Source organism: Streptomyces pyxinae (genome assembly GCF_024756275.1).
In the GTDB taxonomy this organism is placed as follows: Bacteria; Actinomycetota; Actinomycetes; order Streptomycetales; family Streptomycetaceae; genus Streptomyces; species Streptomyces pyxinae.
Map to the genome: position 1 here is coordinate 26,020 of NZ_JANUGQ010000036.1, position 25,641 is coordinate 51,660.

At 72.5% G+C, this 25,641-nt stretch carries 21 protein-coding genes and 1 pseudogene; 10 read left to right on the plus strand and 12 right to left on the minus strand.

Annotated features, from left to right (window positions below):
• The 5 genes and pseudogenes from NX801_RS28145 to hemL all read right to left on the minus strand — a co-directional run bounded on the left by NX801_RS28145 (window position 1) and on the right by hemL (window position 5,663).
• The gene (locus NX801_RS28145) at window positions 1–738 is read right to left on the minus strand and encodes a cytochrome c biogenesis CcdA family protein (RefSeq protein ID WP_258790760.1); all 738 of its coding nucleotides are present in this window, start codon (window positions 736–738) and stop codon (window positions 1–3) included.
• A 276-nt stretch (window positions 739–1,014) separates the two neighbouring features.
• Window positions 1,015–1,614, minus strand: a pseudogene (locus tag NX801_RS28150) (TlpA family protein disulfide reductase); the annotation flags it as partial.
• Window positions 1,615–1,802: 188 nt separating this feature from the next.
• A complete protein-coding gene (locus NX801_RS28155) occupies window positions 1,803–3,062 on the minus strand; it encodes a polysaccharide deacetylase family protein (protein WP_258790761.1) in 1,260 nt (419 codons plus the stop codon).
• A gap of 478 nt (window positions 3,063–3,540) precedes the next feature.
• Window positions 3,541–4,188, minus strand: coding sequence for a histidine phosphatase family protein (locus NX801_RS28160; protein WP_258790799.1), 648 nt, complete (start codon window positions 4,186–4,188; stop codon window positions 3,541–3,543).
• A gap of 167 nt (window positions 4,189–4,355) precedes the next feature.
• The gene (gene hemL / locus NX801_RS28165; RefSeq protein ID WP_258790762.1) at window positions 4,356–5,663 is read right to left on the minus strand and encodes a glutamate-1-semialdehyde 2,1-aminomutase; all 1,308 of its coding nucleotides are present in this window, start codon (window positions 5,661–5,663) and stop codon (window positions 4,356–4,358) included.
• Window positions 5,664–6,149: 486 nt separating this feature from the next.
• Here hemL and NX801_RS28170 point away from each other — a divergent pair, with 486 nt between their 5' ends.
• Window positions 6,150–6,701: a hypothetical protein gene (locus NX801_RS28170; RefSeq protein ID WP_258790763.1), complete on the plus strand. Its 552-nt coding sequence runs from the start codon at window positions 6,150–6,152 to the stop codon at window positions 6,699–6,701.
• Between the two features lie 218 nt (window positions 6,702–6,919).
• Here the strand turns inward: NX801_RS28170 and NX801_RS28175 are convergent, their stop codons facing one another.
• Window positions 6,920–7,744: an ABC transporter substrate-binding protein gene (locus NX801_RS28175; protein ID WP_258790800.1), complete on the minus strand. Its 825-nt coding sequence runs from the start codon at window positions 7,742–7,744 to the stop codon at window positions 6,920–6,922.
• A gap of 422 nt (window positions 7,745–8,166) precedes the next feature.
• Between NX801_RS28175 and NX801_RS28180 the strand changes: the two genes are divergently transcribed.
• Both NX801_RS28180 and NX801_RS28185 read left to right on the plus strand, forming a co-directional pair.
• The gene (locus NX801_RS28180) at window positions 8,167–8,910 is read left to right on the plus strand and encodes a Mut7-C ubiquitin/RNAse domain-containing protein (RefSeq protein ID WP_258790764.1); all 744 of its coding nucleotides are present in this window, start codon (window positions 8,167–8,169) and stop codon (window positions 8,908–8,910) included.
• A 175-nt stretch (window positions 8,911–9,085) separates the two neighbouring features.
• A complete protein-coding gene (locus tag NX801_RS28185; RefSeq protein WP_258790765.1) occupies window positions 9,086–9,931 on the plus strand; it encodes an SDR family NAD(P)-dependent oxidoreductase in 846 nt (281 codons plus the stop codon).
• A 130-nt stretch (window positions 9,932–10,061) separates the two neighbouring features.
• Here NX801_RS28185 and NX801_RS28190 read toward each other — a convergent pair whose 3' ends face one another.
• Window positions 10,062–11,255: an RtcB family protein gene (locus NX801_RS28190; protein ID WP_258790766.1), complete on the minus strand. Its 1,194-nt coding sequence runs from the start codon at window positions 11,253–11,255 to the stop codon at window positions 10,062–10,064.
• 478 nt (window positions 11,256–11,733) lie between these two features.
• On the opposite strand from NX801_RS28190, the gene NX801_RS28195 reads away from it, so the two are divergent.
• Both NX801_RS28195 and NX801_RS28200 read left to right on the plus strand, forming a co-directional pair.
• Entirely contained in the window at window positions 11,734–12,606 is an 873-nt protein-coding gene (locus NX801_RS28195; protein WP_428986259.1) for a DUF3558 domain-containing protein, read from the plus strand.
• 214 nt (window positions 12,607–12,820) lie between these two features.
• Window positions 12,821–13,555, plus strand: a complete 735-nt coding sequence (locus NX801_RS28200; RefSeq protein ID WP_258790768.1) for a DUF3558 domain-containing protein — start codon at window positions 12,821–12,823, stop codon at window positions 13,553–13,555.
• A gap of 142 nt (window positions 13,556–13,697) precedes the next feature.
• Here NX801_RS28200 and NX801_RS28205 read toward each other — a convergent pair whose 3' ends face one another.
• The 3 genes from NX801_RS28205 to NX801_RS28215 all read right to left on the minus strand — a co-directional run bounded on the left by NX801_RS28205 (window position 13,698) and on the right by NX801_RS28215 (window position 16,596).
• The gene (locus NX801_RS28205; RefSeq protein ID WP_258790769.1) at window positions 13,698–14,159 is read right to left on the minus strand and encodes a hypothetical protein; all 462 of its coding nucleotides are present in this window, start codon (window positions 14,157–14,159) and stop codon (window positions 13,698–13,700) included.
• A gap of 148 nt (window positions 14,160–14,307) precedes the next feature.
• Complete coding sequence (locus NX801_RS28210) at window positions 14,308–16,122, minus strand: alpha/beta hydrolase family protein (RefSeq protein ID WP_258790770.1); 1,815 nt, start codon at window positions 16,120–16,122, stop codon at window positions 14,308–14,310.
• A gap of 9 nt (window positions 16,123–16,131) precedes the next feature.
• A complete protein-coding gene (locus NX801_RS28215; RefSeq protein WP_258790771.1) occupies window positions 16,132–16,596 on the minus strand; it encodes a hypothetical protein in 465 nt (154 codons plus the stop codon).
• Window positions 16,597–17,030: 434 nt separating this feature from the next.
• Between NX801_RS28215 and NX801_RS28220 the strand changes: the two genes are divergently transcribed.
• The gene (locus NX801_RS28220; protein ID WP_258790772.1) at window positions 17,031–18,488 is read left to right on the plus strand and encodes a DUF2637 domain-containing protein; all 1,458 of its coding nucleotides are present in this window, start codon (window positions 17,031–17,033) and stop codon (window positions 18,486–18,488) included.
• Between the two features lie 226 nt (window positions 18,489–18,714).
• On the opposite strand, the gene lysS is transcribed toward NX801_RS28220, so the two are convergent.
• A complete protein-coding gene (lysS, locus tag NX801_RS28225) occupies window positions 18,715–20,460 on the minus strand; it encodes a lysine--tRNA ligase (protein WP_258790773.1) in 1,746 nt (581 codons plus the stop codon).
• A gap of 367 nt (window positions 20,461–20,827) precedes the next feature.
• Here lysS and argS point away from each other — a divergent pair, with 367 nt between their 5' ends.
• Window positions 20,828–22,597, plus strand: a complete 1,770-nt coding sequence (argS, locus tag NX801_RS28230) for an arginine--tRNA ligase (RefSeq protein WP_258790774.1) — start codon at window positions 20,828–20,830, stop codon at window positions 22,595–22,597.
• Window positions 22,598–22,783: 186 nt separating this feature from the next.
• Here the strand turns inward: argS and NX801_RS28235 are convergent, their stop codons facing one another.
• Window positions 22,784–22,927: a hypothetical protein gene (locus NX801_RS28235; RefSeq protein ID WP_258790775.1), complete on the minus strand. Its 144-nt coding sequence runs from the start codon at window positions 22,925–22,927 to the stop codon at window positions 22,784–22,786.
• Between the two features lie 458 nt (window positions 22,928–23,385).
• On the opposite strand from NX801_RS28235, the gene NX801_RS28240 reads away from it, so the two are divergent.
• The 3 genes from NX801_RS28240 (at window position 23,386) to NX801_RS28250 (ending at window position 25,556) form a co-directional block, all read left to right on the plus strand.
• Window positions 23,386–23,724: an STAS domain-containing protein gene (locus tag NX801_RS28240; RefSeq protein ID WP_258790776.1), complete on the plus strand. Its 339-nt coding sequence runs from the start codon at window positions 23,386–23,388 to the stop codon at window positions 23,722–23,724.
• A 297-nt stretch (window positions 23,725–24,021) separates the two neighbouring features.
• On the plus strand, window positions 24,022–24,369 hold the full coding sequence (locus NX801_RS28245; RefSeq protein ID WP_258790777.1) for a hypothetical protein: 348 nt from the start codon (window positions 24,022–24,024) through the stop codon (window positions 24,367–24,369).
• A gap of 161 nt (window positions 24,370–24,530) precedes the next feature.
• Window positions 24,531–25,556: an ArsR/SmtB family transcription factor gene (locus NX801_RS28250; protein WP_258790778.1), complete on the plus strand. Its 1,026-nt coding sequence runs from the start codon at window positions 24,531–24,533 to the stop codon at window positions 25,554–25,556.
• Window positions 25,557–25,641: the final 85 nt, after the last annotated feature.

The following is a 25,641-nucleotide window of genomic DNA, read 5'->3' on the forward strand; positions in this document are numbered from 1 at the left end:
CTAGATCCCCACCTGGAACTCGCTGGACCAGCCCTGCACCTGCTCCACCATGACGTCCCAGGCGCCGGTGAGCAGCAGCAGGCCGGTCACGATCATCATGCCGCCGCCGATCCGCATCACCCAGGCATAGTGCCGCTTGACCCACGAGAACGCGCCCAGCGCCTTGCGGAACGCGATCGCGGCCAGGATGAACGGCAGGCCGAGCCCCAGACAGTACGCGAAGGAGAGCAGCGCTCCCCGGCCGGCGCTGGCCTGCTGGGTGGCGAGCATACTGACGGCGCCGAGCGTCGGGCCGATGCAGGGCGTCCAGCCGACGCCGAACAGCACCCCGAGCAGCGGCGCCCCGATCAGCCCGGTCACCGGGCGCTTGTGGAAGCGGAACTCCCGCTGGGTGAACCAGGGCATCAGCCCCATGAAGAAGATCCCCAGCAGGATCATCAGCACGCCCAGCGCGAGGTTGAGCGTCTCCCGGTGCTCCTGGAGCACCCAGCCGAAGCCGCCGAAGAGCGCGCCGGTGGAGACGAAGACGGCGGAGAAGCCGAGGACGAAGAGCGAGGCGCCCGCCGTCATCCGGCCGCGCCGGGCGTCCCCGAGGTCACTGCCGGTGACCCCGGTCACATAGGAGAGATAGCCGGGGACGAGGGGCAGCACGCACGGCGAGAAGAACGAGACCAGCCCGCCGAGCACCGCGACCGGCAGGGCCAGCAGCAACGCCCCGCTGTAGACCGTCTGGTTCATCTACTCGCCCGCAGCCGCACGGGCCGGCGCCACGGCCCCGCCAGGCGCCCCGGCGGACACCGCCTTGGCGGGCACGGCCCCGGCGGGCGCTGCCCTGCCGGACACCGCCTCGGCGGGGACTCCGGCCGGCACGACCTTGCCGGACGCCCCGGCCGGCCCGGACGCCGTCGCGGCGGATCCGGCCCCGGCCGCCGTCGCGGCGGCCTTCCCTCCGGGCTCCCCCGCCGTCTTGCCGCTCTTGTGCCCCTGCTCCCCCGACTCCGGCTTCGGCTTCGACTCCTTCAGCAGCGGATCGATCATCGACCGGAGCTGGTCCTCGCCGAGCGCCATCAAGGAGCGGGCGGCGATCCTGCCGTCCCGGTCGAGCACCACGGTGGAGGGGATGGCCTGGGGGTTGAGGGTGCCCCGGGGGAAGCCGTGCAGAATCAGCTTCCCGGACGGGTCGTAGAGGCTCGGATAGGTGATGCCGTAGTCGGCCTCGAACTTCTGGGCCGGCTGCTTGCTCGGGTTCCGGGTGTTGATCCCGACGAACTCGACGCCCTGCGGCTTCAGTTCCTTGGCGACCTTGGAGAAGTGCTTCGCCTCGGCACGGCAGGGCGCGCACCACGAGCCCCAGACGTTCAGCACGACGATCTTCCCCTTGAGGTCGGCCACGTCCAGCCGGCCGCCGTCCAGGGTCTCCCCGGCCAGCTCGCCCGGGGCCGCCCGCTCGCCCTTGGCGACCGTGGAGATACCGCCCGTATTGGTGACGAAGTTGGTGTCACCGCCGCCGCCGGACTTGCCGGTGTTGTCGCCGGAGCACGCCGAGAGTGTGACTGCGGCGGCCAGGACGCCGGCGGCGAGCAGGATGCCTCGTGGGGCGCGGCTAAGGCTCATGTGAAAAGTTTCGCATGGGCATTCAGGCGATCTTGGGCGCCCCCCTCGGTGCCCGTAAGACCCCGCAAGGCCCGCAAGGCCCCTTGTCAAAACCACCTAAAGGGGCATGACCGGCCACCCCGGCGCCCCTGCGGGGCCCGGGCTCTCCCGGGCCCCGCGGGATCGGCCGCTGCCGCCGGACCCGCCGCTCAGGCGGCCTTGAGGAAGGCGTTCCAGCCGCCCGCCGGGCGCTGTCCCACCTGGAGCGTGCGGAGCTTGGCGAGCACCTTCGGGTCCTGGACGTCGAGCCAGTCCACGTACTGCCGGAAGGAGACCAGCCGGACGTCCTTCTTGCCGGCCATCCCCTTGAGCGCCTCCTCGACGGCGTCCATGTAGATGCCGCCGTTCCACTGCTCGAAGTGGTTGCCGATGTAGAACGGCGCGCGGTTGCTCTCATAGGCGCGGTGGAAGCCGTTGAGGTACGCCTTGGTGGCCTGCTCCCGCCAGCCCGGGTAGCGCGCCGGCATGCCCTTGGTGGAGTTGCCCGACTGGTTGGCCAGCATGTTGTAGTCCATCGAGAGCACCTCGAAGGAGTGACCCGGGAACGGCACCGCCTGGAGCGGCAGGTCCCAGATGCCCTTCCGCTTGACCGGCCACATCTGGTGCCCGCCGGGCGAGCTGGCGTCGTAGCGCCAGCCCAGCTTCTTGGCGGTGGGCAGCAGATTGTCCTGGCCGAGCAGACACGGCGTGCGGCCGCCGACGAGCTCCTTGCGGTAGTCGAAGGGCAGCGGGTCCAGGTCGGTCCAGCCGGTGTTGGTCTTCCACTCGGTGACGAACTTCACCGCCTGGTCGATCTCGCTGCGCCACTGCTCCGGGGTCCAGTGCTTGACCGAGCCGGAGCCGGCGCAGAAGTGCCCGTTGAAGTGGGTGCCTATCTCGTGCCCGTCGAGCCACGCCTCACGGACGTACTTGAGCGTCTGCTTGATGTGGTCGTCGGTGAGGTAGCCGATGTCCGAGGCGCCGACCTTGTTGTTGGGCGGCCGGTACAGCGACTGCTTCGACTCGGGCAGCAGATAGAGCCCGGAGAGGAAGAAGGTCATGGCCGCGCCGTGGTCCTTGGCCAGCTTCAGGAAGCGCGGGAAGAGCCCGTTGCCGACCTCGCCGGCGCCGTCCCAGGAGAAGATCACGAACTGCGGCGGGGTCTGCCCCGGCTCCAGCGGGACCGGCTTCGCGGGCTGGTGCGGCTGCTTGCCGGTGTCGGAGGTGGAGCCGTCCCCGATGGGCCGCCCCTCCACCTTGCCGGGCGCGTCCCCCTGGCCGCCCTGACCGCTGTGGCCGGCCGCCCCGGAGTCCCGGCCGCCGCCCTTGCCGCCGTCCTTGCCGTCGCCGGATCCGCAGCCGGCGACCCCGATGGCCGTGGCGGCTCCGACTCCCGCTCCGAGCAGTCCTCGTCGGCTGATGCCTCGCATTTCGTCCCCATCCACGCTGGCGTGTCGCCGGACGTTCGGTCCAAACCGGCACGCAGGGAGATGAGCGAAATCACGCCAGGGTTCCACCGATCATCAGATAATTCATTGGGTGATGTGACGACTACGTACGGCCCCGCCCGGCATCCGCACGTATCCCCGCACACCCGCCGACTCCGTACAGCGGCCCGGGACTCCGCAGCGGCACGGGAGTGACGACAGGCAAAGGAGTGCCGGCGGTACGGAACTCCCGCATCGGTGGGGAACTCCCCCATCGGTACGGGTCCCCCGACCCCCGCGGCCGACCGGCGGGCCCGCCCGCCAACACCGCGGGGCGGTACGGAAGCCCGTTCAGGCCCCGTACCGCCCCGGTCACCGGCGTCCACGCGCCGCTCAGGCGGCGTCCGCGCGCGCTCAGCCGCCACACCGCGCCGCGCTCAGGCGGCGTCCGCGCGCGATCCGACGGCGTCCGCGCACGCGCTCAGGCGCCGTACCCCTTCGGCTTGCCCTTCACCGGCTTGGCCCCGGCCAGCAGATGGGCCGGCACCAGGTCGCGGGCGGGCTCGCTGTAGCCGACCGAGACGATCCGGTCACCCTGATAGGTGAAGCTGGTCAGCGAGGCGAGGGTGCACTGCCGGCGGCGCGGGTCGTGCCAGAGCCGGCGCCGCTCCACGAAGCTGCGCACGATCCAGATCGGCAGCTGATGGCTGACGCAGACCGCCTCGTGCCCCCGGGCCGCGTCGCGCGCCGCGTTGAGCGCGCCCATCATCCGGACCACCTGCTCGATGTACGGCTCGCCCCAGGACGGACGGAACGGGTTGGTGAGATGGCGCCAGTTGGCGGGGTGGCGCAGCGCGCCGTCGCCGACGCCGAACGCCTTGCCCTCGAAGACGTTGCCCGCCTCGATCAGCCGCTCGTCGGTGGCCAGTTCGAGGCCGTGCGCCTGGGCGACCGGGGTGGCGGTCTCCTGGGCGCGCTCCAGCGGGGAGGCGACGACATGGGTGATGTCCCGCCCGGCCAGGTGCTCGGCCACCCGGTCGGCCATCTTCCGGCCCAGCTCGGAGAGGTGGTAGCCGCTGCGGCGCCCGTAGAGGACGCCGTCCGGGTTGTGCACCTCGCCGTGGCGCATCAGATGGACGACGGTGATCTCCCGGTCCCGCCCGGCGGCAGCGGTCTCGTTCCCGGCCCCGGTCCTGTTCCCGGCCCCGGCCTCGTTCCCGGTCCCCATCCGCTCGGCCCCCGACCCCTTGCCCGTCTCTGTCTCCATCTCCGTCTCCGCACGCTCGTCGGGGGCGCTCACGCGGTCGCCTCCGCGGCGGCGCGGGCGGCGGCGGGCAGCGCGGCGGCGATCCGCTCGACCGCCCGCTCGTCATGGGCCGTGGAGACGAACCAGGACTCGAAGGCGGACGGCGGCAGATAGACGCCCTGCTCCAGCATGGCGTGGAAGAAGGCGGTGAAGCGGAACGCCTCCTGCTTCTTGGCGTCCTCGTAGTCGCGGACCTCGGTGGCGGTGAAGAAGACCGAGAACATGTTGCTCGCGGTCTGGAGGCGGTGCGCCACGCCCTCCTTGGCGAGGGCGCCCGTGACCAGGGTGCGGATCTCGGCCGAGACGGCGTCCACCTTCGTGTACGCCGCGTCATCCAGCAGCCGCAGCTGGGCGAGGCCGGCGGCGGTGGCGACCGGGTTCCCGGAGAGGGTGCCGGCCTGGTAGACCGGGCCGGCCGGGGCGAGGTGGGCCATCACATCGGCCCGCCCGCCGAACGCGGCGGCCGGGAAGCCGCCGCCCATCACCTTGCCGAAGGTCATCAGGTCGGGGGCGACCCCGTCGACGCCGTACCAACCGGCCTTGGAGGTACGGAAGCCGGTCATCACCTCGTCGGAGATGTAGAGCGCGCCGTTCTTGGCGCACGCCTGCTTGAGCCCCTCGTTGAAGCCGGGGCGCGGCGGGACCACGCCCATGTTGCCGGGCGAGGCCTCGGTGATCACACAGGCGATCTCGCCCGGGTGGTTGTGGAACGCCTCCTGCACGGCCTGGAGGTCGTTGTACGGCAGCACGATGGTGTCGCCCGCCTGGGCGCCGGTGACGCCCGGGGTGTCGGGCAGCCCGAAGGTGGCGACCCCGGAGCCGGCGGCGGCCAGCAGAGCGTCCACATGGCCGTGGTAGCAGCCGGCGAACTTGATCACCTTGGCCCGGCCGGTGAAGCCGCGGGCCAGCCGGATCGCGGACATGGTGGCCTCGGTGCCGCTGGAGACCAGCCGGACCTGCTCGACCGGGGCGACCCGGGCCACGATCTCCTCGGCGAGCGCGACCTCGCCCTCACCGGGGGTGCCGAAGGAGGTGCCCCGGGCCACCGCCTCCTGCACGGCGGCGAGCACCTCGGGGTGCGAGTGCCCGAGGATCATCGGGCCCCAGGAGCACACCAGGTCGACATACTCGCGGCCATCGGCGTCGGTGAGGTACGGACCGGCGCCGGACACCATGAACCGGGGCGTTCCGCCCACGGCCCGGAAGGCACGCACGGGCGAGTTCACCCCGCCGGGCGTCACGCGCGAGGCGCGGTCGAACAGCGTCTGGGAGACGGGAGCTTCGTATGGATACGGCACTTTGGTCCTGACCTGCGAGTTCGATGGGACGAAACGATGTTTCCCGAGGTTCCGGGATTCCGGGGGCTTCCACTGCTCCGGGTCCCGGGGTTTTCCGCGACAACGCGATGATGTCACCGAGCACCCGGCCGGCCGGCCGCACCTCCGCGGCCGCCGGAGCGACCGACGTCGCGGGCGGCGCCGTGACCGGTACCGGGCCCGCCACCGATCGTGGCGCCGCCCACGTCATGGCACTGCCCACGGCATCACTTACGACACCTACGACATGACTTGCGGCATTCCTGCCATATCAGGGGCGGCACGACGGCGGGGCACCGGCCCTCCGCGTCTGCGAAACTGGGGCGTCATAGGGAAAGCTCACGGAATCCATGGTGGCAGAGGGCCGGGCGTTCTCGCGGACAGGTGTTTCACCACCCGCCCGTGGGGGAGGTCACTGTCACGATGATCGGGTTGCGCGGCGGGGTCCGCGAGTGGTCGGGTGGAGATATGCATCGCGGTGGCGGACTGGGCGAGGGGACCGACGACCTGGGTCCCGAGCCGGCCCGGCGGGGTAAGCACCGACGCGAGCGGGACGAGCCCGTAGGAAACAAGGGGGGCCGGTTGGGGGTCACCTACAAATACTTCGGCGCACCCAACGGCGCCACCGCCGCCCGGGTGCCCATCTCCATGCGCCCCGAGGAACTCGGCGGCGACGAGCTGGGCATGGGCGGCATGTTCACCAAGATCAAGCCGGAGACCATAGCCGCGATGGTGCTGACCGGTATTCAGGGCATGCCCCTGCACCGGGTGCCCCCGCTGGAACTGGTGGTGCTGCACCCGGACTACGCGGTGGTCAAGCTCCCCACGACCACGGTCGACCCGCTGCGCGGCGTCGGCGAGGAGTCGGTGGGCGCCGCCGCCTTCATCTGGTCCACCGTCCCCGACCGCGGCGGCCCCCGGGACGCCTTCAACGTCTACCGCCTGCTCCATGAGTGGCAGGACTTCTCCGTCCGCCTCCACGAAGCCGGCCACCAGCCCTACTGCCTCGTCTGGCCCTGACCCCGACGCGAAAGCCCCGCCCTCCCGCCCTCCGGGGACCCGGAATCCTCCGGAGGCGCCCCGGCGCACACTGCTGCCGACGAGCGCCGTCGCGCCGCTGACCGAGCCGTCCCGTCCGGAACACCCGTACGGCGCCCCGGACGGGACGGCTCGGACCGCCCCGGACGGGGCGCGCCGTACAGGACGCGCGCCGGTGCCCCGGGCGGAGGTTCTCCCGGTCAGCCGTCGGACAGGGTGGAGAGGCGGCCGGCGAGGGCGCGGAAGAAGTGGGCGTAGGCGGCCGGGCTCGGCGGGGTCTCCGGGTTCCAGGGCTCGACCGGGACGCCCGCGAACCGGCCCTCCGGCACCGGCTGGGCGTTGGCGCGGTTGTCGGCCAGCACCAGGTCGGGGCGGAGGCCGGCCGCGTGGTCCCAGTCGGTGGTGAGCCAGCCGGTGCCCGGGCCGGGGCCGGGGTCCAGCAGCCGGACGCCGAGGCCCGCCAGGTGGCGCAGCTCCGGCCAGGCCTCGGGCCGCGCCAGGTGCACCTGGCCGGATCCCGCGCCGGAGAGGGCCAGCACCCGTGCCCCGCCCGCCCCGGCACCGGCGCCCAACAGTGCCTCGGCCGCCGCCAGTTCCGCGGCGCCACCGGGTTCGGGCGCGGTCCCGTCCCGCAGGCCGGCCGCCAGCTCGCCGAAGCGGGCGAGGATCGCCGGCAGCGGGGCCCCGCCCACCGAGAGCGCCACCAGCGGCACCCGGCGGGGCCGCTCCAGGGCGTACGGGCTCTTCTCGTCGTACGTCAGGTCCACCACCAGGTCCGGGGACGCCGCCAGGAGCGCCTCCTCGGTGAGGTCCTTGCCCGGCCCGAGGTACGGCACCCCCGCCGCCGCCAGCGCGCCCGACTTGGCCGGATCCAGGCGGCCGTCGTCATGCCCGGAGCCGTACACCGCCACCGGGCGTATGCCCAGGTCGTCCAGGGCGGCGCCCGCTCTCGCGTAGGCCACCACCCGTACGGGCACGCGATCCGTCCGTACCGCTTGCCCCGTGTCGTCCGTGAACTCCCACACAGCCACCGCTCCCTCAGTTGGCCGGACTTCACCCCCCACCTTTGTCCGGATACCACATCCGCACAAGACCGCCTCGCGCCGCGTTCACGCTCGCCCCCGGCATGTGCCGGAAGCATGAACTGCCCCCGACCCGCTCCGGCCGGTCCGGCAGAGGCGTGCCCGCCAGCGGACGGAGGCACCCCGGGCCGATCCACTCACGCTCATCAACGTCCTTACGACGCAGGTGGTTTGATGACGGCGGAGGCGCGGGAGCAGACCACCGGACGCGGTACCGGCCGTCCCCGCCGGCTCCCGGACCGGCAGGTGCCGGGGGCAGATACCGGAATGCACGCGACCGCCCGGGCAGCCGGGGTGCGACCGTGGCCGCCGGGCCGGCGCATATGGCCTGGAGGCCCTGGTCGGAGCAGTGGCATGCTGGCGCCGTGAACGGACCGGAGATCCAGATCAGTTTCGCGCCCGGCCTGGGCCTCTTCGTCGCGGCCCCGCGCCGGACCGGCCGCAGCGCGGTGGTCACCGACGGCGCCTCCACCCTCGGCCATGTGGTCGAGTCACTGGGGGTCCCGCTGACCGAGGCGGGCACGCTGCTGGTGGACGGCCGGCCGGTCACCACCGCCCACATCCCCGCCGCCGGGGAACGGGTCGAGGTGCTCGGGGTCGACCGCCCGCAGCCGGTGCCGGGTGCCCCGCTGCGGTTTCTGCTCGATGTGCACCTGGGCACCCTGGCGCGCCGGCTCCGGCTGCTCGGCGTGGACGCCGCGTACGAGAGCGAGGACATCGGGGACGGCGCGCTGGCCGCCCTCTCGGCCCGGGAGCGGCGGGTGATGCTCTCCCGGGACCGGGGGCTGCTGCGCCGCCGGGAGCTGTGGGCGGGCGCGTACGTCTACAGCGACCGCCCCGACGAGCAACTGCGCGACGTGCTGGAGCGGTTCGCCCCGCCGCTCACCCCCTGGTCCCGCTGCACCGCCTGCAACGGGGAGCTGGCGGTGGCCGAGAAGGAGGCGGTGGTGGAGCGCCTGGAACAGGGCACCCGGCGCACCTATGACGTCTTCGCCCACTGCCCCCGCTGTGAGCGGGTCTACTGGCGCGGCGCCCACCACGCCCGGCTCCAGGCCATCGTGGCGGAGGCCGTCCGCGACTTCGGCGCCAACACCCCCCGCACGCCCTGAACCACCCGGGGCCCACCACCCGCCTCCCTCCGGGTCCGCCCCGGCTCCGCCCGGGTGCCTATCCTGGCCGCGTACCGGCCCGGCACCGGTCCGCCGTCCCGTCCGTCCGCCAGCCAGTTAGTCAGCCAGTCAATTCAGTCAGTCAGTCGCCCATTTCCCGCGCGAGGAGTGCCCCATGACCGCCGCCCCGTCCGCCGACGCCACCGCCACCGGCCCGGCCACCGCCACGGATCCGGCCTCCGGCCCGGCGACCGGCCAGGCCTCCGGCGGCGGGCCGGTCGCCGTGGTCACCGGAGCGAGCAGCGGCATCGGCGCCGCCACGGCCCGGCAGCTCGCGGCGGCGGGGCACCGGGTGGTGCTGACCGCCCGGCGCGCGGACCGGATCGAGGCGCTGGCGGCGGAGCTGACCGAGGCGGGCCGCCGGGCCACCGCGTACCCGCTGGACGTCACCGACCGGGCGGCCGTCGACGCCTTCGCGGCCACGCTCGACCGCTGCGACCTGCTGGTCAACAACGCGGGCGGCGCGCTCGGCGCGGACCCGGTGGCCACCGGCGACCCCGAGGACTGGCGCCGGATGTACGAGGTGAACGTGCTCGGCACGCTCCATCTGACCCAGGCGCTGCTGCCCGCCCTCACCGCGAGCGGCGCGGGCACCGTGGTCGTGGTCTCCTCCACCGCCGCGCACGCCAGCTACGAGGGCGGCGCCGGATATGTGGCCGCCAAGAACGGGGCCAGGGTGCTGGCAGAGACGCTCCGGCTGGAGATCGTCGGCACGCCGGTCCGGGTGATCGAGATCGCTCCCGGCATGGTCAGGACCGAGGAGTTCGCCACCACCCGCTTCCGGGGCGACACCGAGAAGGCGGCGAAGGTGTACGCGGGCGTGGCCGAGCCGCTCACCGCCGACGACGTGGCCGACACCATCACCTGGGCGGTGACCCGCCCCGCCCACGTCAACATCGACCTGCTGGTCGTCCGCCCCCGCGCCCAGGCGTCCAACAGCAAGGTCCACCGCGAGCTGTGAACCCGCCGCCGAGCGCGTACGACCGGTGACCGGCGAGCGCCGGCCCCCGACCGGCGAGCACGCGTGAACGGCAGGGTGGTAGCCGGTCGCCCTGCCGTTCGTACGCGCGCCCTGCTCTTCGTACGCGTCCTCAGCCCTTCACACACACCAGCTGCCGCAGCTTGGCCACCACCTCGACCAGATCCCGCTGGCGGTCGATGACCTGCTCGATCGGCTTGTACGCGGCCGGGATCTCGTCCACCACCCCGGAGTCCTTGCGGCACTCGACGCCTCGGGTCTGGTCCGCCAGGTCCTGGGCGGTGAACCGGCGCTTGGCCGCGTTCCGGCTCATCCGGCGGCCGGCCCCGTGCGAGGCCGAGTTGAACGACGCCGCGTTGCCGAGCCCGCGGACGATGTACGACCCGGTGCCCATCGACCCCGGGATGATCCCGTAGTCGCCGGAGCCCGCCCGGATCGCGCCCTTCCGGGTGACCAGCAGGTCCATCCCCTCGTACCGCTCCTCCGCCACGTAGTTGTGGTGGCAGGAGATGACCGGCTCGTAGGTGACCCGCGCCTTGCGGAACTCCCGGCGCACCACGTCCTGGAAGAGCGCCATCATGATCGCGCGGTTGTACCGGGCGTACTCCTGCGCCCAGAACAGATCGTTCCGGTACGCCGCCATCTGCGGGGTGTCCGCGACGAAGACCGCCAGGTCCCGGTCGACCAGCCCCTGGTTGTGCGGGAGCTTCCGGGCCTCCCCGATGTGGTACTCGGCCAGCTCCTTGCCGATGTTCCGCGAACCGGAGTGCAGCATCAGCCAGACCGCGCCGCTCTCGTCCAGGCAGAACTCGATGAAGTGGTTGCCGCCGCCCAGCGAGCCCATCTGCTTGGCCGCCCGCTCCCGGCGGAACCGGACCGCCTCGGCGATACCGTCGAACCGGGACCAGAAGTCGTCCCAGCCGGCCGTCGGGAAGCCGTGCAGCCGCCGGGGGTCGACCATCTCGCCGTGCATCGAGAAGCCGACCGGGATGGCCTCCTCGATCTTCGAGCGCAGCCGCGACAGATCGCCCGGGAGGTCGTTGGCGGTCAGCGAGGTCTTCACCGCCGACATTCCGCAGCCGATGTCCACACCGACCGCCGCCGGGCAGACCGCGCCCTCCATGGCGATCACGGAACCGACCGTGGCGCCCTTGCCGTAGTGCACGTCGGGCATCACGGCCAGCCCCTTGATCCAGGGCAGGGTGGCCACATTGCGCAACTGCTGGAGGGCGCCGTCCTCCACCGTCGCCGGGTCCGCCCACATACGGATCGGCACCCGGGCGCCGGGCATCTCGGTGTACGACATAATTCCTCAGTTCCCCCGGAAAACGATAAAAACGTTGATCACGGCACATACCGGTGCGAAGGCCGCGAAGAAGGTGGCGGCCCGGCAGCGACGGCAGCACGTGCGATACACATTGTGTCCGCCGGGCCCGCCCCGGCGGCAACCGGTTTTCGCGTCGCCCCACGGGGCTCGCGGCGGCCCGCGGGACTTCGGAGCGGCTCCCGGCCACCCCGGGTGACCTGCGGCGACGCGCCGCGAGTAAGGGACGATCCGGGGTGGCGTGGAGCCACCGGCGGCCGTCCGCCGTCCTTACCGGTGCACCGCGCTCGCGCGGAGCGCCGATCATGGTGCGACACGGAACACAAGCGAACATGTCGGCCGCGGTGACCCGCTGTGGCAATCAGTGGCAATCAGTGGCGATCAGTGGCATTCGGTGAAAGGAGCCCCGGACGTGCGGCGAAGGGCATGGGCGTACGGACCCGGTGTGGTGGCCCTCCTGATGGCGTTCACCGCCGGTGTCACCGGCTGCACCGCCGGATCCGGCGACACCGGCGGCACCGGTGACGCCAAGGGCGGCGGCCCGGCCCAGGCGGCGGCGCCCCCCGGTAAGTACCGCACGCTCTACGAGCCCTGCGGCTCGGTCGACCCCGTCACCCTCCGCGACCTGCTCCCGGCCGCCGCGCTGCTCTCGCCGGAGCAGCAGGAGCGGATCTACCGGGGCTCGCCGGCCGTGACGTACGACACCGACCGCCGCGCCGGCTGCGGCTGGAAGGCGGACGGCCCGGACGCCTCGCACCAGCTGACCCTGGACTTCGAGCGGGTCGTCTCCTACGACCCGAACGTCAGCGACGACGACCGGGCCCAGCAGGTCTACAGCCAGAAGGCGACCGCCGCCGGCTTCCCCGCCGACCCGGCGAACCCTGCGGCCCCGGACGGGCCCGCCGGTCCGGGCGCCCCGTCGGGCCCGGCGGCGCCCTCCGGGTCCGCCGCCCGGCCCGGCCCGGCCCCCTCCGCCCATGCCCCGGCCCCGGGCAGCGCCGCCTCCCCGGCCGGGCACGCCCCGTCCACCGCGCCGTCCGCGCCCGGCACTCCGGCGTCGCCCTCGTCCGGCGCCCCCGGCACGCTCCCGGGCCTGGAGCCCCGGCTGCTGGCCGACCTGGGGGACGCGGCGTTCATCGACGACGTGCTGAGCCGCGCCGGTTCGACCGCCCAGCACCGCACCGTGAGCGTGGTGTTCCGCACATCCAATGTCGTCGTCACCGTCACCTACGGCGAGCAGCCGGCCCGGATCACCGAGGTGCCGGACAGCAAGGAACTCCAGGAAAAGGCCCAGGGCCTGGCCCGAAAGCTGGCCGACCGGTTCGACGAGTAGCCGCTCGCCGGGCGTGCTCCCGGCCCCGCCCGGCGACCCGCGCCCGGCCCGCCGCCTCCCCCGGGCACGTACCCGGTCGGGCTACCGTGGCCGGGCCGGACCCGACTCGTACGACAGGTGATCGTCCAGCCGAACGACCAGACGAACGAACGACTGAACGACTGACTGAACGATCAACTGAACGACAAACGCCAAGTGACCGACTGAAGGAACCATGCAGCGATCAGCTCCGCGACTCACCCGCATACTCGCCTGCGCCGCCGTACCGGTGATGCTCGTCGTCGCCGGTTGCTCCTCGGACTCGGACGGCAAGAGCGAGGCCAAGCCGGAGTCCTCCGCCTCCACCGCCGCCACCGGAACGGCGCCCGAGGCCACGCCCTCCGAGAAGCCCGTCGAGCCCGCGAAGTACACCAAGCTGCCCGAGCCCTGCAAGGCGATCTCCGCGAAGACGATCGAGGAGCTGGTGCCGGACGTCAAGGACAAGGCCGGCACCCCCGGCAAGTCCTCCGACGTGACCAGCCGGGGCAGCTGCTCCTGGAACGGCCTGGAGGACAAGGGCGTCGACGGCTCGCAGTACCGCTGGCTGGACATCTCCGTCCTGCGGTACGACTCCGAGCAGTCGCTGGGCAGCGGCGAGAAGCGCGCCCAGGACAGCTACGCCAAGGAGGTCGCCAAGGTGAAGGCGTCCGAGGGCGCCACCCAGGTGAAGACCTCCCCGGCGAAGGGCGTCGGCCAGGACGCGACCGCCATCGCCTACGGCCTCAAGAAGACCGGTGAGGACTTCCGTTACGCGGCGATCGTGACCCGCGCGGAGAACACCGTGATCACCGTCTCCTTCAACGGCGCCGGCTACGCGGGCGCCGACACCCCGGCCTCCTCCGAACTGATGGAGGGCACCGTCAAGGCCACCAAGGAGGCCGTCGCGGCCGTGGCCGCGGCCAACAAGTAGGACCCGGCCGACACGACCGGAGCCCGGCGCCCTCCCCAGGACGCCGGGCTCCGGTCGTACCCACGCTCGTACGAGTGCTCGCACAGGCCCTCGTACGAGTCGCACCACTCCCCCAGCGGCGGCCCGGCCGTACGACCGGGCCTCAGAACCGCTCGATCTCCTCGCCGTCCGGGATCTGGTAGCAGCCCGAGACGACCATCACTTCGAGCTTGGCCGGCTTGGTCGACAGGGCGGTGATCTGCACGCTGTGCTTCTTCGCGTCGTTGTCCGCCGTGAGGGCCAGGTTCTTGTTCTTGCTGGTGTCCCGGCCGTACTCCACGACCTTCCAGCCGTGCTGGGGCAGTTCGTCCTTCAGCCGTTCCACCACCGCGTCGAGGTCCGTGGGGGACGCCGGAGTGAGGGTCCACGGATGGAAGACCGTGAAGTACTTCTCCCGGTCCTTGCCCGAGCACCCCGAGACCCCGGCACCGACCTGGGACGACTTCCCCTTGACGCCGATCAGGTCGTACAGCTCGCTGGAGACCTTCTCCGCCTTGTCCGCGGCGTCGGAGGACGTACTGGTACCGGCGGACGGAGTGTCCCCGGACCCTTTCGCATCGGTCATGCTGCATCCCGTGAGAGTGGTGACGGCGAGGGACAGGAGGAGCGCCGGAGCGCCGAGTCTGATTTTCACGTTGGAGCCTCGATAGGTTCGGTCCGGGCCTGAGCGCGGGCGGGACCGGTCGTCGGATACGTCACATACGCGGCTGCTCCTACTTCAGCTGCCCCCAGTTGACGGGCGGCGCCTTCATCCTCACCTGGTCGTCCTGGCCCACGACCACATGAGCCTGGTTCCGCAGGCTCAGGGTGTTCTCGTCCCAGTAGTCGCTGTGACCTTCCGTGTCCGTGTCCATCTGGTGGGCCCCGAAGCGCTGGTCGCTGGGGATGGCCCAGGGACCGTCCCAGTCCGTCCCGCCGTGCCCGTAGCGGCCGATGTCGGGGACCGGGTCGCCGTCCGCCTCCTCGTTCCACACATGCCCCTTGGGCACGTCCATCTGCTCGGCCTTGGGGACCTGGACACCGGGACTGCCCGCGAGGACCACATCGTCGGCGTTGAGGTCTCCCTGCCGGGCGGCCGAGCCGATCAGCGTGGTGCCGTAGGAGTGGCCGATCGCGGTGCGGTGCGGCTCCGAGTCGCCCGTGTGCGACACGTCGAGCCCGTCCATGAACCGGTTGTACGCGGGCGCCCCGTCATTGGCGTAGTGGCTGAACGGCGAGTCGAACACGATGTCCTGGGGTGCGTCGTAACCCAGCCAGGTGATCGTCGACACCGGCCCCTTGTCCTGCGCCGCCGCCACCCGCCAAAGGTTGCCCATCCGGTCGATGTCACCGCCGACGCTGCCGAGCTTCGACGTCGTACCCGGCACGTAGACGGCCTGGTGGGCGGCGGTGTCGGGGTTGCCGTTGGCCACGATCGCCCGTCCGTTGCCCTCCGGGCTGAAGCCCAGCAGATACGCCTCGGGCAGCCCTCGCTCACCGGTCGCGCCGAGACGCTTCTGGATGCTCTTCATCCCGTCGACCGACGACTGGAGCGCGTCATGACGGGCCCCGTACGTGTTGCGCCACTCGATCCACTCCGGGTTGTCGATCCTGACCGGTATCCCGTTGGCGCCGGGGATCATCCGGTAGGTGTGCAACGGCTCCGGCGGGATGGCGTCCAGCTTGAGCTGGTACTCCCCCTGCTTCCCGGCCAGCACCATCCGGTTGGCCTCGTCCCGGACCGGCGAGGGCAGCCCGTCGAGCCCGCCCACGGTATCGGGGCGGAGCGACACCCAGGCCGCCCGCTCCTCGGGGCTGAGCTTCTTCCACCAGGCCGCGTTGTCCTTGGGGGCGCCGTCCTTGGGCGGCTGCGGCAGCGAGTCCAGATAGCTCTTGCCCGCCTCCTGGACCCCGCTCGCGTCGGACCGGGTGTCGGCCCAGTCCCGGTCGGAGACCTTGAGGTCGTCGTCGGCCTTGAGCGCCCGGAGCTTCGGCGCCCACCGGCCGTCCGCCTCCCCGGCGTCCCGGACGGCCTCGGCGACCCGGTCGGCGTACGCGTGCGCCTTGCCGAAGTACGGGTTCGGGTGGATGTTGGCGGCCTGGCGATCCAGCGCGTCGGAGGTGGGGGTGCCCGGCAGGGAGCTGCCGGTGACGGTGCCGCCCTCGGTGTCCTTCTCCGCGCCCGGCTTGCGGCCCGCCGGATAGCTGACGGAGCCGTCCGGGTTGACCGTGCACCCGTCGGCCGCCGCGTCCTCGATCGCCGCCTCCAGCTTGCGCTTGGCGGCGGCCATGTCGAAGGCGAACCCGTCGAGCGCCGCGGCGGCGAGCCCGCACTCCGTCTGGGCGTAGTGGAAGTTCTTGGCCAGCTCTCCGAGTTCCGTCAGCGCGGCATTCGCCGTCTTGCCCGTGAGCTGCTTGCGGATTCCGGCGGAGATCCGGTCCAGGATCGCGTCCTTGGCGGCCGAGGCGGCGTCACCGGCGGCGCGGTAGCCGGTGGCCGCCTGCTCGTACTCGGCCGGCTTGAACGTCTTGAGCGTCGCGAAGTCCATGGGCCCGGATCACCGACCCTTGCCCTGGCCGCCGACCGCCTCGGTGTCCTTGTACTGGGCCTTCACCTTGCCCAGCTGCTCCCGGAGCCGCTCGTCCGGCTCGGACAACTGGTGCCCCGACGCCTCCAGCAGGCCGCCGAGCCCGCCGCACCGCTTCCGTACGTCTCCGAGGTACCGCTTCCAGGAGTCGTACAGCTCCTGCTGCGCCGCCGCGCTCTGGACCCCGGCACCGTCCCCGAGCCCGGTCTGGCCGTCGCTCAGGGCGGTCAGCGCCTTGCCGATCGGCTCGTCGAGGCGCTTGAGCTCCCCGCCCGCCGTCGCCCACACCTTCTTGTCCGACCGCAGGTCACCGGCCGGACCGCCCGAACCGCCAGGACCTCCGCCGGGACTGGCCGGCATCTGGTTCAGCCGCATCCCCGTCGACCCCCGGGCCGCCGCGTCCGACTTGAGCTGCTCCCACTCGTCCCAGGCCATCCGTCTTCCCCGTTCCCCGTTGTTCCCGTCACCGGTTTCCCCTTGCGGTTTCCCGTCCGCGGTTCGCGGTGTTCCGCTTCGGGCTGTCCGCTGCCGGCTCTCCGTTCCCGGCTTCCGCTGCCGGCCGTGCGTTTCCGCTCTCCCGTCCTCACGGACCGGCTGTCCCGCCCTCCTCACGCCGCCGGCCCGCGGTGATCGCCCAGGACGGCGGTGAGCCGGCTCCGCGGGCGACCCGGCGATCTTAGTAGCACGAGCAAAACACCCGCTCCTCCGTCGAACGCGGAAGCGGGCAGGCGCGGACGGACACCCCCTCCGGACGGGGAGCGGGCGGGGCACGAACGCGGAACCCGTCACTCCCCCGGAGGAGGAACATCCCGAACGCATGTGCCAGGCTTTGCCTGTCGGACACACAGGGAGGGGTCGCGGGAACCGCGATGCAACTGACACGCACACACAAGGTCTTGATCGGCGTGGTCATCGCCGGTGCCCTGGTCATCGCCGGTATCGGCTTCGCGGGTTCGTACGCCGCCGTGCGCGAACTCGCGCTCTCCAAGGGCTTCGGCGACTTCTCCCTGGTCTTCCCGATCGGCATCGACGCCGGTATCTGTGTCCTGCTCGCGCTCGATCTGCTGCTCACCTGGCTCCGGATCCCGTTCCCGCTGCTGCGTCAGACGGCCTGGCTGCTGACCGCCGCCACCATCGCCTTCAACGGCGCCGCCGCCTGGCCCGATCCGCTGGGCGTCGGCATGCACGCCGTGATCCCGGTGCTCTTCGTGGTCGCCGTGGAGGCCGCCCGGCACGCGGTCGGCCGGATCGCGGACATCACGGCCGACAAGCACATGGAGGGCGTCCGGCTCACCCGCTGGCTGCTCTCCCCGGTGCCCACCTTCCGGCTCTGGCGCCGGATGAAGCTGTGGGAGCTGCGCTCGTACGAGCAGGTCATCAAGTTGGAGCAGGACCGGATGATCTACCAGGCCCGGTTGCAGGCCCGCTTCGGCCGGGCCTGGCGCCGCAAGGCCCCGGTGGAGGCGCTGATGCCGCTGCGGCTGGCCAAGTTCGGCGTGCCGCTGGCCGAGACGGCTCCGGCCGGGCTGGCGGCGGCGGGCGTGGAGCCGGTGCTGCTGCCCCCGGGACCGCGACCGGCCGGCCGGCAACCGGACCCCGCCGCCCTCCCGGCGCGCCCCCGGCACCAGGACGGACCCGCCACCGCGCCGGGCCCGGACCTCGCGAAGGCCCCGGCCGGCCACGGACCGGCGAGCGGCGCCCGGGCCGGCGCTGCCCGCCCCGTCGGCCCGGGCGCCGCCCCGGCCGCCGGCCCGGCCGCCGGCCCCGCCGGTGAGCGGCCGGCCGAACACCCCCGGCCCGCCGAGGAGTCCGGGCCCCAGCAGCACCCGGAGGGCGGACCGGAGTACGGCCCCGAGCTTTCGCCGACCGACCACGAGAGCCCCTGGTTCGCCACGCCGCACCCGGGCCAGGAGCGTTCGTACGAGGGCGCCTACGACCCCTCGTACGACCCCGGCACCGAGCCCGCCCCGCCCACCGGTCCCGGCCCGCTCCCCGCGCACGAGGGCCCGGCGGCCTCCGGGCCCGACGCCCCGGCGGAGCCGGCCGGCCCGGCGCGCCCGGCCGGCCCGGCGGCCGCTGCCGGACCGGACCGCCCGGCGGAGCGGCCCGAGAGCCCCGGCGCCGAGCAGGAGTTCATCGACCGGGCCTACGAGGTGTACCGGATCTACGCCGACCGCAACCGGGCCTTCCCGAGCGCCGAGGAACTGGAACCCCACCTCCGGGACGCCGAGGTCCACCACCCGAACGGCTCGGTCCTGCTGCGCCGGCTGCTCCCCGGCTTCCAGCGCCGCGTCGAGGAGGAGCAGGAGGCCGAGCACATCGCCTGACCCTCGTGCCGCGCCGCCGGGAAGGCGCTCCCGCGGCGGGAAGACACAGCGATGGCCCGCAGCGGGACGACACGGCGATGGCCTGAGGCGGGACAGCACAGCGGTGGCCCACGGCGGAAAAACACAGCGGTGGGGCGCGGCCCCCGGCCACGCCCCACCGCTCATCGCTCATCGCTCATCGCTGTCCGGGCCCCGCACGCGGCGGCCCGGACCTCACCTCACGACCTCACGCCCCCAGCAGCAGCCGCACCCGGTCCGCGCCGACGGCCAGCAGCAGGGTGGGCAGCCGGGGCCCCGTCTCCCGCCCGACCAGCAGCCGGTAGAGCAGCGCGAAGAACGTCCGCTGGGCCACCTTCAGCTCCGGGGTCGGCTTGGCCTCCGGGTCGAGCCCGGCCATCACCTTCGGCACCCCGTAGACCAGCGTGGTCAGCCCGTCCAGCGACCAGTGGCTGTCCAGTCCCTCCACCAGCAGCCGCAGCGACTCCCGGCCCTCGTCGTCCAGCGAGCCCAGCAGCTCGGCGTCCGGCTCGGAGCGGACGATCGTGCGCTGCTCGGCCGGCACCTGCGTGGAGATCCAGCTCTCCGCACGGTCCAGCCGGGGCCGCGCCTCGTCCAGCGAACCGAGCGGGTTCGCCGGGTCCAGCTCGCTCAGGATGCGCAGGGTCTGCTCGTCGTGCCCGCCCGTGATGTCCACCACCGACGCCAGCGTCCGGTACGACAGCGGGCGCGGCGTGCGCGGCAGCTCACCGGCGGCCGTGCGCACCGCCCGGGAGTGGGCGGCGGCGTCGGCCGGCAGCACCGAGCCGTCCGCGACCTTGCCCTCCAGCTTGTCCCACTCGTCGTACAGCCGCTGGATCTCCTGGTCGAAGGCGATCTTGAACGCCTGGTTGGGCCTGCGGCGCGCGTACAGCCAGCGCAGCAGCGGCGCCTCCATGATCTCCAGCGCGTCGGCCGGGGTGGGCACGCCGCCCTTGGAGGAGGACATCTTCGCCATCCCGGAGATGCCCACGAACGCGTACATCGGGCCGATCGGCTGCACCCCGTCGAACACCTCGCGCACGATCTGGCCGCCCACCACGAAGGAGGAGCCGGGCGAGGAGTGGTCCACGCCACTGGGCTCGAAGATCACGCCCTCGTACGCCCAGCGCATCGGCCAGTCGACCTTCCAGACCAGCTTGCCGCGGTTGAACTCGCTCAGCTTCACCGTCTCCGTGAAGCCGCACCGGCAGGTGTACGACAGCTCGGTGGTCTCGTCGTCGTACCCGGTGACGGCGGTCAGGTCCTTCTCGCACCGCCCGCAGTAGGGCTTGTACGGGTAGTAGCCGCCGGCGCCGCCCGAGCCGTCGTCCTCGCTCGCCGCGCCGGAGCCCTCGGCCGCCTCCAGCTCGGCCTCGTCCACCGGCTTCTGCTGCTTGGCCTGCTTCGGCTTGCCGGTCGCCTTGTCCTTGGTGCGGTACCGGTCGAGGATCGCGTCGATCGCGCCCCGGTGCCGCATGGCGTGCAGGATCTGCTCGCGGTACGCGCCCGAGGTGTACTGCGCGGTCTGGCTGATCCCGTCGTACTCGACGCCCAGCTCGGCGAGCGAGGCGGTCATCGCGGCCTTGAAGTGCTCCGCCCAGTTCGGATGGGCCGAGCCGGCCGGGGCCGGGACCGAGGTCAGCGGCTTGCCGATGTGCTCCGCCCAGGACTCGTCCACACCCTGGACCCCGGCCGGCACCTTCCGGTACCGGTCGTAGTCGTCCCAGGAGATCAGGTGACGGACCTCGTGACCGCGCCGCCGGATCTCGTCCGCGACCAGGTGCGGGGTCATGACCTCGCGGAGATTGCCCAGGTGGATGGGACCGGACGGCGACAGACCGGAGGCGACGACGACCGGTTTCCCAGGCGCACGACGCTCCGACTCGGCGATGACCTCGTCCGCGAAACGGGAGACCCAGTCGGTCTCGGTGCTGCTCTGAGCCACGGTCGGCACGTTCTTGGTTCCTCTGGATGCTCGGGGGATCTCGAAGGGCTGGCGTACGCCATTCTCCCAGACGGAACAACCTCGGCCGAGGTTGTCCACAGACCGAGGTTGTCCACAGCCGGAGGAGCCCGAGGGCCGGAGAGCCGGAGAGCCCGAAGAGCCGACGGACGCGCCGCCACCCAGGCACCCAGGCACCCAGGCACGACAACGGACACACGGGCACATGGGCACATGGGCACACGGGCACGGCAGCCACACAGGCACACGACAAAGGGTTTGCGCACGCGTGGGAGAATCACGAGACAGGTGCCACCCCGATCGCCCCGCGATCACCGGCACCGCCCGCAGACCGCACCACTGACAGGAACGGAAGCACATGGCCTCGGTCCCTTCCCTCGCTTCGACCGTGCAGCAGCGCCTCGCGGACGCCCTCTCGGCAGCCCTGCCGGAGGCCGGTTCCGCCGACCCGCTGCTGCGACGAAGCGACCGGGCCGACTTCCAGGCCAACGGCATCCTGGCGCTGGCCAAGCGGCTCAAGGGCAACCCCCGCGAGCTGGCCGGCCAGGTCGTGGACGCCATCCCGGCCAATGACGAGCTGCGGGAGATCGAGGTCTCCGGGCCCGGCTTCCTCAACATCACCGTCTCCGACCGGGCGATCACCAGCACCCTGGCCGCCCGCGCCGCCGACGACCGCCTCGGCGTGCCGCACGCCGCGAAGACCGGCACCACGGTGATCGACTACGCCCAGCCGAACGTGGCCAAGGAGATGCACGTCGGCCATCTGCGGTCGGCCGTCATCGGTGACGCCATGGTGAAGATCCTGGAGTTCACCGGCGAGCAAGTGATCCGCCGTCACCACATCGGCGACTGGGGCACCCAGTTCGGCATGCTCATCCAGTATCTGATCGAGCACCCGCACGAGCTGGACCACAAGACCGGCCCGGAGGACTCGGCCGCCTCCGGCGAAGAGGCGATGTCCAACCTCAACCGGCTCTACAAGGCGTCCCGCGCCCGCTTCGACTCCGACGAGGAGTTCAAGGCGCGCAGCCGGGACCGGGTGGTGGCCCTCCAGTCGGGCGACGAGGAGACCCTCGCGCTCTGGCAGCGGTTCGTGGACGAGTCGAAGATCTACTTCTACTCGGTCTTCGGCAAGCTCGACATGGAGATCGACGACCCGGACGTGGTCGGTGAGTCCGGCTACAACGACATGCTGGACGAGACCTGCCGCCTCCTTGAGGAGGCCGGGGTCGCCGTCCGCTCCGAAGGCGCGCTCTGTGTCTTCTTCGACGATGTCAAGGGCCCGGACGGCAACCCGGTCCCGCTGATCGTCCGCAAGTCGAACGGCGGCTACGGCTACGCCGCCACCGACCTCTCGGCCATCCGTGACCGGGTCCACCACCTCAAGGCCGACACCCTTGTCTATGTGGTGGACGCCCGGCAGTCCCTGCACTTCCGGATGGTCTTCGAGACCGCCCGCCGGATGGGCTGGCTGAACGAGGACGCGCACGCCGTCCAGCTCGCCTTCGGCACGGTGCTCGGCAAGGACGGCAAGCCGTTCAAGACCCGTGAGGGCGAGACCGTCCGGCTGGTCGACCTGCTGGACGAGGCGATCGACCGCGCCTCGGCCGTGGTGCGGGAGAAGGCCCAGGACCTGACCGAGGACGAGATCGCCGAGCGCGGGGCCCAGGTCGGCATCGGCGCGATCAAGTACGCCGACCTCTCCACCTCCGCCGCCCGGGACTACAAGTTCGACCTGGACCAGATGGTCTCGCTCAACGGCGACACCTCCGTCTACCTCCAGTACGCCTACGCCCGTATCCAGTCGATCCTGCGCAAGGCCGGCGACCGCCGCCCGGCCGCCCGGCCCGAGCTGGCGCTCGCCCCCGCCGAGCGCGCCCTCGGCCTGCACCTGGACCAGTTCGGGGAGACGCTGGCCGAGGTGGCGGAGTCGTACGAGCCCCACAAGCTGGCCGGCTACCTCTACCAACTGGCCTCGCACTACACGACGTTCTACGCCGAGTGCCCGGTCCTCAAGGCGGACACCCCGGAGCAGACCGAGAACCGGCTGTTCCTGTGCGACCTGACGGCCCGTACGCTCCACCAGGGCATGGCGCTCCTCGGTATCCGCACCCCCGAGCGCCTCTGACGCCTCCGGGCCCCGCGCCCCGGGCGGCAAGCCCGCCCAAGGCCCTCGGCCACGGCAACAGGCCCCTCCGGCACGACCATCGCGTCCGCCGGAGGGGCCGTCGTCATGCGCCGCCATGCCCCACCGGACAAAGGAATTGACCGAGCGCCGGGACTCGGCCCTCGACCGCGCCATCGGTGTCCTGCGTCACTCCCGGGCGTGGCGGCCTTCCGGGGGCCGCAGCGAGGGCAGCTTGAGCGAGGCGGAGCGGTGCTTGGCGTTCGCCTGCGGGATCTGGAGGAGCAGCACCGCCGCCACCAGGGGCAGGACGAGCAGAACGAGGGTCATCATCGCCGGTTCTTCCTTCCGTGGGTCGCGTCCGTACCTCTGCGCCTCACCCGATCCCCGCCGGGGAAACCCGCCCACCGCCTCCCGGGGTGGCATCCGCCCCGGCGCGTACCGGGAGCGCGGCTCTCCTCCCGGGCCAGCGAATCCTGCCCGTGAACCCGGCTCGGGAGCCCCCGGCCCGGAGTCCGGCCGCGCAACATTTCCTCGGAAAGGGTGATGTCTCGCACGCACTGCGCCCTGGCCCGGACCGTTGCCGCCGTGCAACGCTGTGGGGACACGAGACTGCTCCTCCCTGCCCGCCGAAGGCCGGTCGACGCCACTGACAGGACGGCGCCACAGGCAGGGCGGGGGCAGGGGCCCGGAAACAGCCCCCACCCCGGGTATCCGGCCCCGCCATCGACGGCCGGCCTCACCAGCCGGTTCGCTTTGGGCTCCGTACTCCCTGAGAGGGGACGCCCGATATGAACATCACCACCACGACCGACGGCACCACGGCCGAGATCACCCCGAACGAAGACATCGACTACACCAAGCTGTCCGAGATCCGTGCCGTCGTCGCCACCCTGCCCAGCACCGTCACCGATGTGACCTGGCGCATGGAGAACGCCCGCTTCATGGACATCGCCGGGCTGCATCTCCTCAACGACCAGCGCCGGGCCGCCCGCCGGCGGTGCGGCCGGCTCACCGTGACCGGTCTCCAGCCCCAGCCCCGGCGCCTGCTCGAAGTCGCGTCGGAGGTGTTCCCCGCCATGGACTGGGCGAGCTTCCTTCCGTCCGCCCCCAGCCCCGCCCGCGTCTGACCGAGCAGGCCGCCCGGGGGCCCGCCGCGCCGCCGACCGCACCCGCACCGTCCCGTCCCGCCGGCCGAATTCCCCGGCGCCCGGCGCCCGGCTCCTCCAGCCTTCCCCCATGACCTGGGGGGAGCTCGTCCGTGTGAGCCTCGGCCACGCGGCTCTGCACACCGCGTTGTTCACCGCCGTGGTCCTCGGCTCCCCCCTCTCTCCCGGGACGCCCCGCTCTCCGACTACCCGCCCGCCATCCAGCGGCGGTACGGCGAGCAGAGCCCCCGCGGCCGGCGCGTCGCCGCCCTCGCCGGGGTGCTCAACCCCCTGGTCTTCACGGCCGTTCCCGTCCTCGGGGTGCTCGATCTCCGTTCCCGTGCCGACGCGCCCCTGGGCTTCTGGCCCCCGTTCCTCCTCGGCGCCCCCGGCTTCCTCGCCGTCACCCTCTTCGACCTGCTGGTCATCGACCGGTGGCTTTCCGCACCGCCCGCCCCTGTTTCCCGGTGCTGCCAGGCACGGAGGACATGCCCGACTACCGCGACCGGGCCTTCCGCGTCCGCCAGTTGGTCCCCCGGGCCCGTTCCCTGGCCCCTGGTCCTGATCCCCGGCTACGACGCCCTCGTCGGCGCCCTCAGCTGCCTCGCCGAAGCCCTGGGGGCCTGAACTCCCGCCCGCCCCGCCGCGTCTCTCCATGCCCTGGTGACCGGAAGGCCGGACGTGCGACCTTTTCCTGGGACGAGGCGCCGGGGTGGGCAGCCCGCCGTACCGCCGGTGAGCCCCGGGTGGCTTCTCCCGACCGCTGACCGTTCGGCAGGGGAGCGCGCATGCTGCGGGTGCACTTCACCGGTGACGACCTCGCCCGCGTCCGGGTGGCCACGGCCCCCGATCCCCTCTGGGAGATCACCAACAGCTTCCAGGTCCTCATGACCGAGGAGAACCCCCTGGCGTTCGGCGAGTGGCGGCGGCTCGTCCGGCCGGTGCTGCCCCCGGCCTGCCGGATGCTCGCCGCCCTGCTGCCGCCGCGCGGCTACTCGCCCGACTTCCTCACCCCGGACCCGGGCGGCTCCTCCGACCTGCCGGGCGCGCTCGACACCGTACTCAGCACGCCCAGGACCGTGCTGCGCCAGGATTTCGGCCGGCTCACCGCCGTCTCGCCCCGCCCCCTGCCCGCCGGCCTCCGACCGCTGGCCGAAGGCGATCCCGGGGCCCTGCGCCGGCTGGACGGCGTCCTCCGCGTCTACCACCGCCACGCGCTGGCCGGTTTCTGGCCGCAGATCCGCGCGCACATCGACGCCGACCTCGCCCTGCGCTCCCGGGCAGTACTGACGGGCGGCACGGAGGGGCTGCTGGCGAGCTTCCGCCCCGTGCTGCGCTGGCGGCCCCCGGTGCTGGAGAGCGACTACCCGGTCAGCAGGGAGCTGCGGCTCGGCGGGCGGGGTCTGCTGCTCCAGCCGTCCTTCTTCTGCGTCCGCAGACCCGTCACCCTCGCCGATCCCGGGCGGACCCCGGTCCTGGTCTACCCGATCCGGCACACCCCGGACTGGACCCGGGGCGGCGCCGTCCCGGGCTCCGCCGAACTGGGCGCCCTGCTCGGCCACACCCGGGCCGCCATCCTGGAGGACACCGTGACCGGTCGTACCACCGGCGAACTCGCCGCCCGGTTCGGCATCTCGGCGGCGGCGGTGAGTCAGCACACCGCCGTCCTGCGCCAGGCGGGGCTGCTGACCAGCGCACGCCACGGCCGCTTTGTGCTGCACACCATCACCCCGGCCGGAGTCAGCCTCCTGGAGAGCCCCTCGGGAAGTCCCCCGGTCTCCTCGCGACCCCGGGGCAACCGCCCGCACCCTTAAGCCAGGACTTCGGCATGTGGCGGCCCCGGCGTCCCCGCCCCCACGCTGGGGGAACTCGAATTCGGCAGGGCCTGCCCCGTCCGGC

Bases quoted from the DNA above. Each gene is read 5' to 3' on its own strand.
- NX801_RS28145 (WP_258790760.1), bottom strand. From the start codon at position 738: ATGAACCAGACGGTCTACAGCGGGGCGTTGCTGCTGGCCCTGCCGGTC.
- NX801_RS28155 (WP_258790761.1), bottom strand. From the start codon at position 3,062: ATGCGAGGCATCAGCCGACGAGGACTGCTCGGAGCGGGAGTCGGAGCC.
- NX801_RS28160 (WP_258790799.1), bottom strand. From the start codon at position 4,188: ATGCGCCACGGCGAGGTGCACAACCCGGACGGCGTCCTCTACGGGCGC.
- NX801_RS28170 (WP_258790763.1), top strand. From the start codon at position 6,150: ATGCATCGCGGTGGCGGACTGGGCGAGGGGACCGACGACCTGGGTCCC.
- NX801_RS28185 (WP_258790765.1), top strand. From the start codon at position 9,086: ATGACCGCCGCCCCGTCCGCCGACGCCACCGCCACCGGCCCGGCCACC.
- NX801_RS28190 (WP_258790766.1), bottom strand. From the start codon at position 11,255: ATGTCGTACACCGAGATGCCCGGCGCCCGGGTGCCGATCCGTATGTGG.
- NX801_RS28195 (WP_428986259.1), top strand. From the start codon at position 11,734: ATGGCGTTCACCGCCGGTGTCACCGGCTGCACCGCCGGATCCGGCGAC.
- NX801_RS28200 (WP_258790768.1), top strand. From the start codon at position 12,821: ATGCAGCGATCAGCTCCGCGACTCACCCGCATACTCGCCTGCGCCGCC.
- NX801_RS28205 (WP_258790769.1), bottom strand. From the start codon at position 14,159: ATGACCGATGCGAAAGGGTCCGGGGACACTCCGTCCGCCGGTACCAGT.
- NX801_RS28210 (WP_258790770.1), bottom strand. From the start codon at position 16,122: ATGGACTTCGCGACGCTCAAGACGTTCAAGCCGGCCGAGTACGAGCAG.
- NX801_RS28215 (WP_258790771.1), bottom strand. From the start codon at position 16,596: ATGGCCTGGGACGAGTGGGAGCAGCTCAAGTCGGACGCGGCGGCCCGG.
- NX801_RS28220 (WP_258790772.1), top strand. From the start codon at position 17,031: ATGCAACTGACACGCACACACAAGGTCTTGATCGGCGTGGTCATCGCC.
- argS (WP_258790774.1), top strand. From the start codon at position 20,828: ATGGCCTCGGTCCCTTCCCTCGCTTCGACCGTGCAGCAGCGCCTCGCG.
- NX801_RS28235 (WP_258790775.1), bottom strand. From the start codon at position 22,927: ATGATGACCCTCGTTCTGCTCGTCCTGCCCCTGGTGGCGGCGGTGCTG.
- NX801_RS28240 (WP_258790776.1), top strand. From the start codon at position 23,386: ATGAACATCACCACCACGACCGACGGCACCACGGCCGAGATCACCCCG.
- NX801_RS28250 (WP_258790778.1), top strand. From the start codon at position 24,531: ATGCTGCGGGTGCACTTCACCGGTGACGACCTCGCCCGCGTCCGGGTG.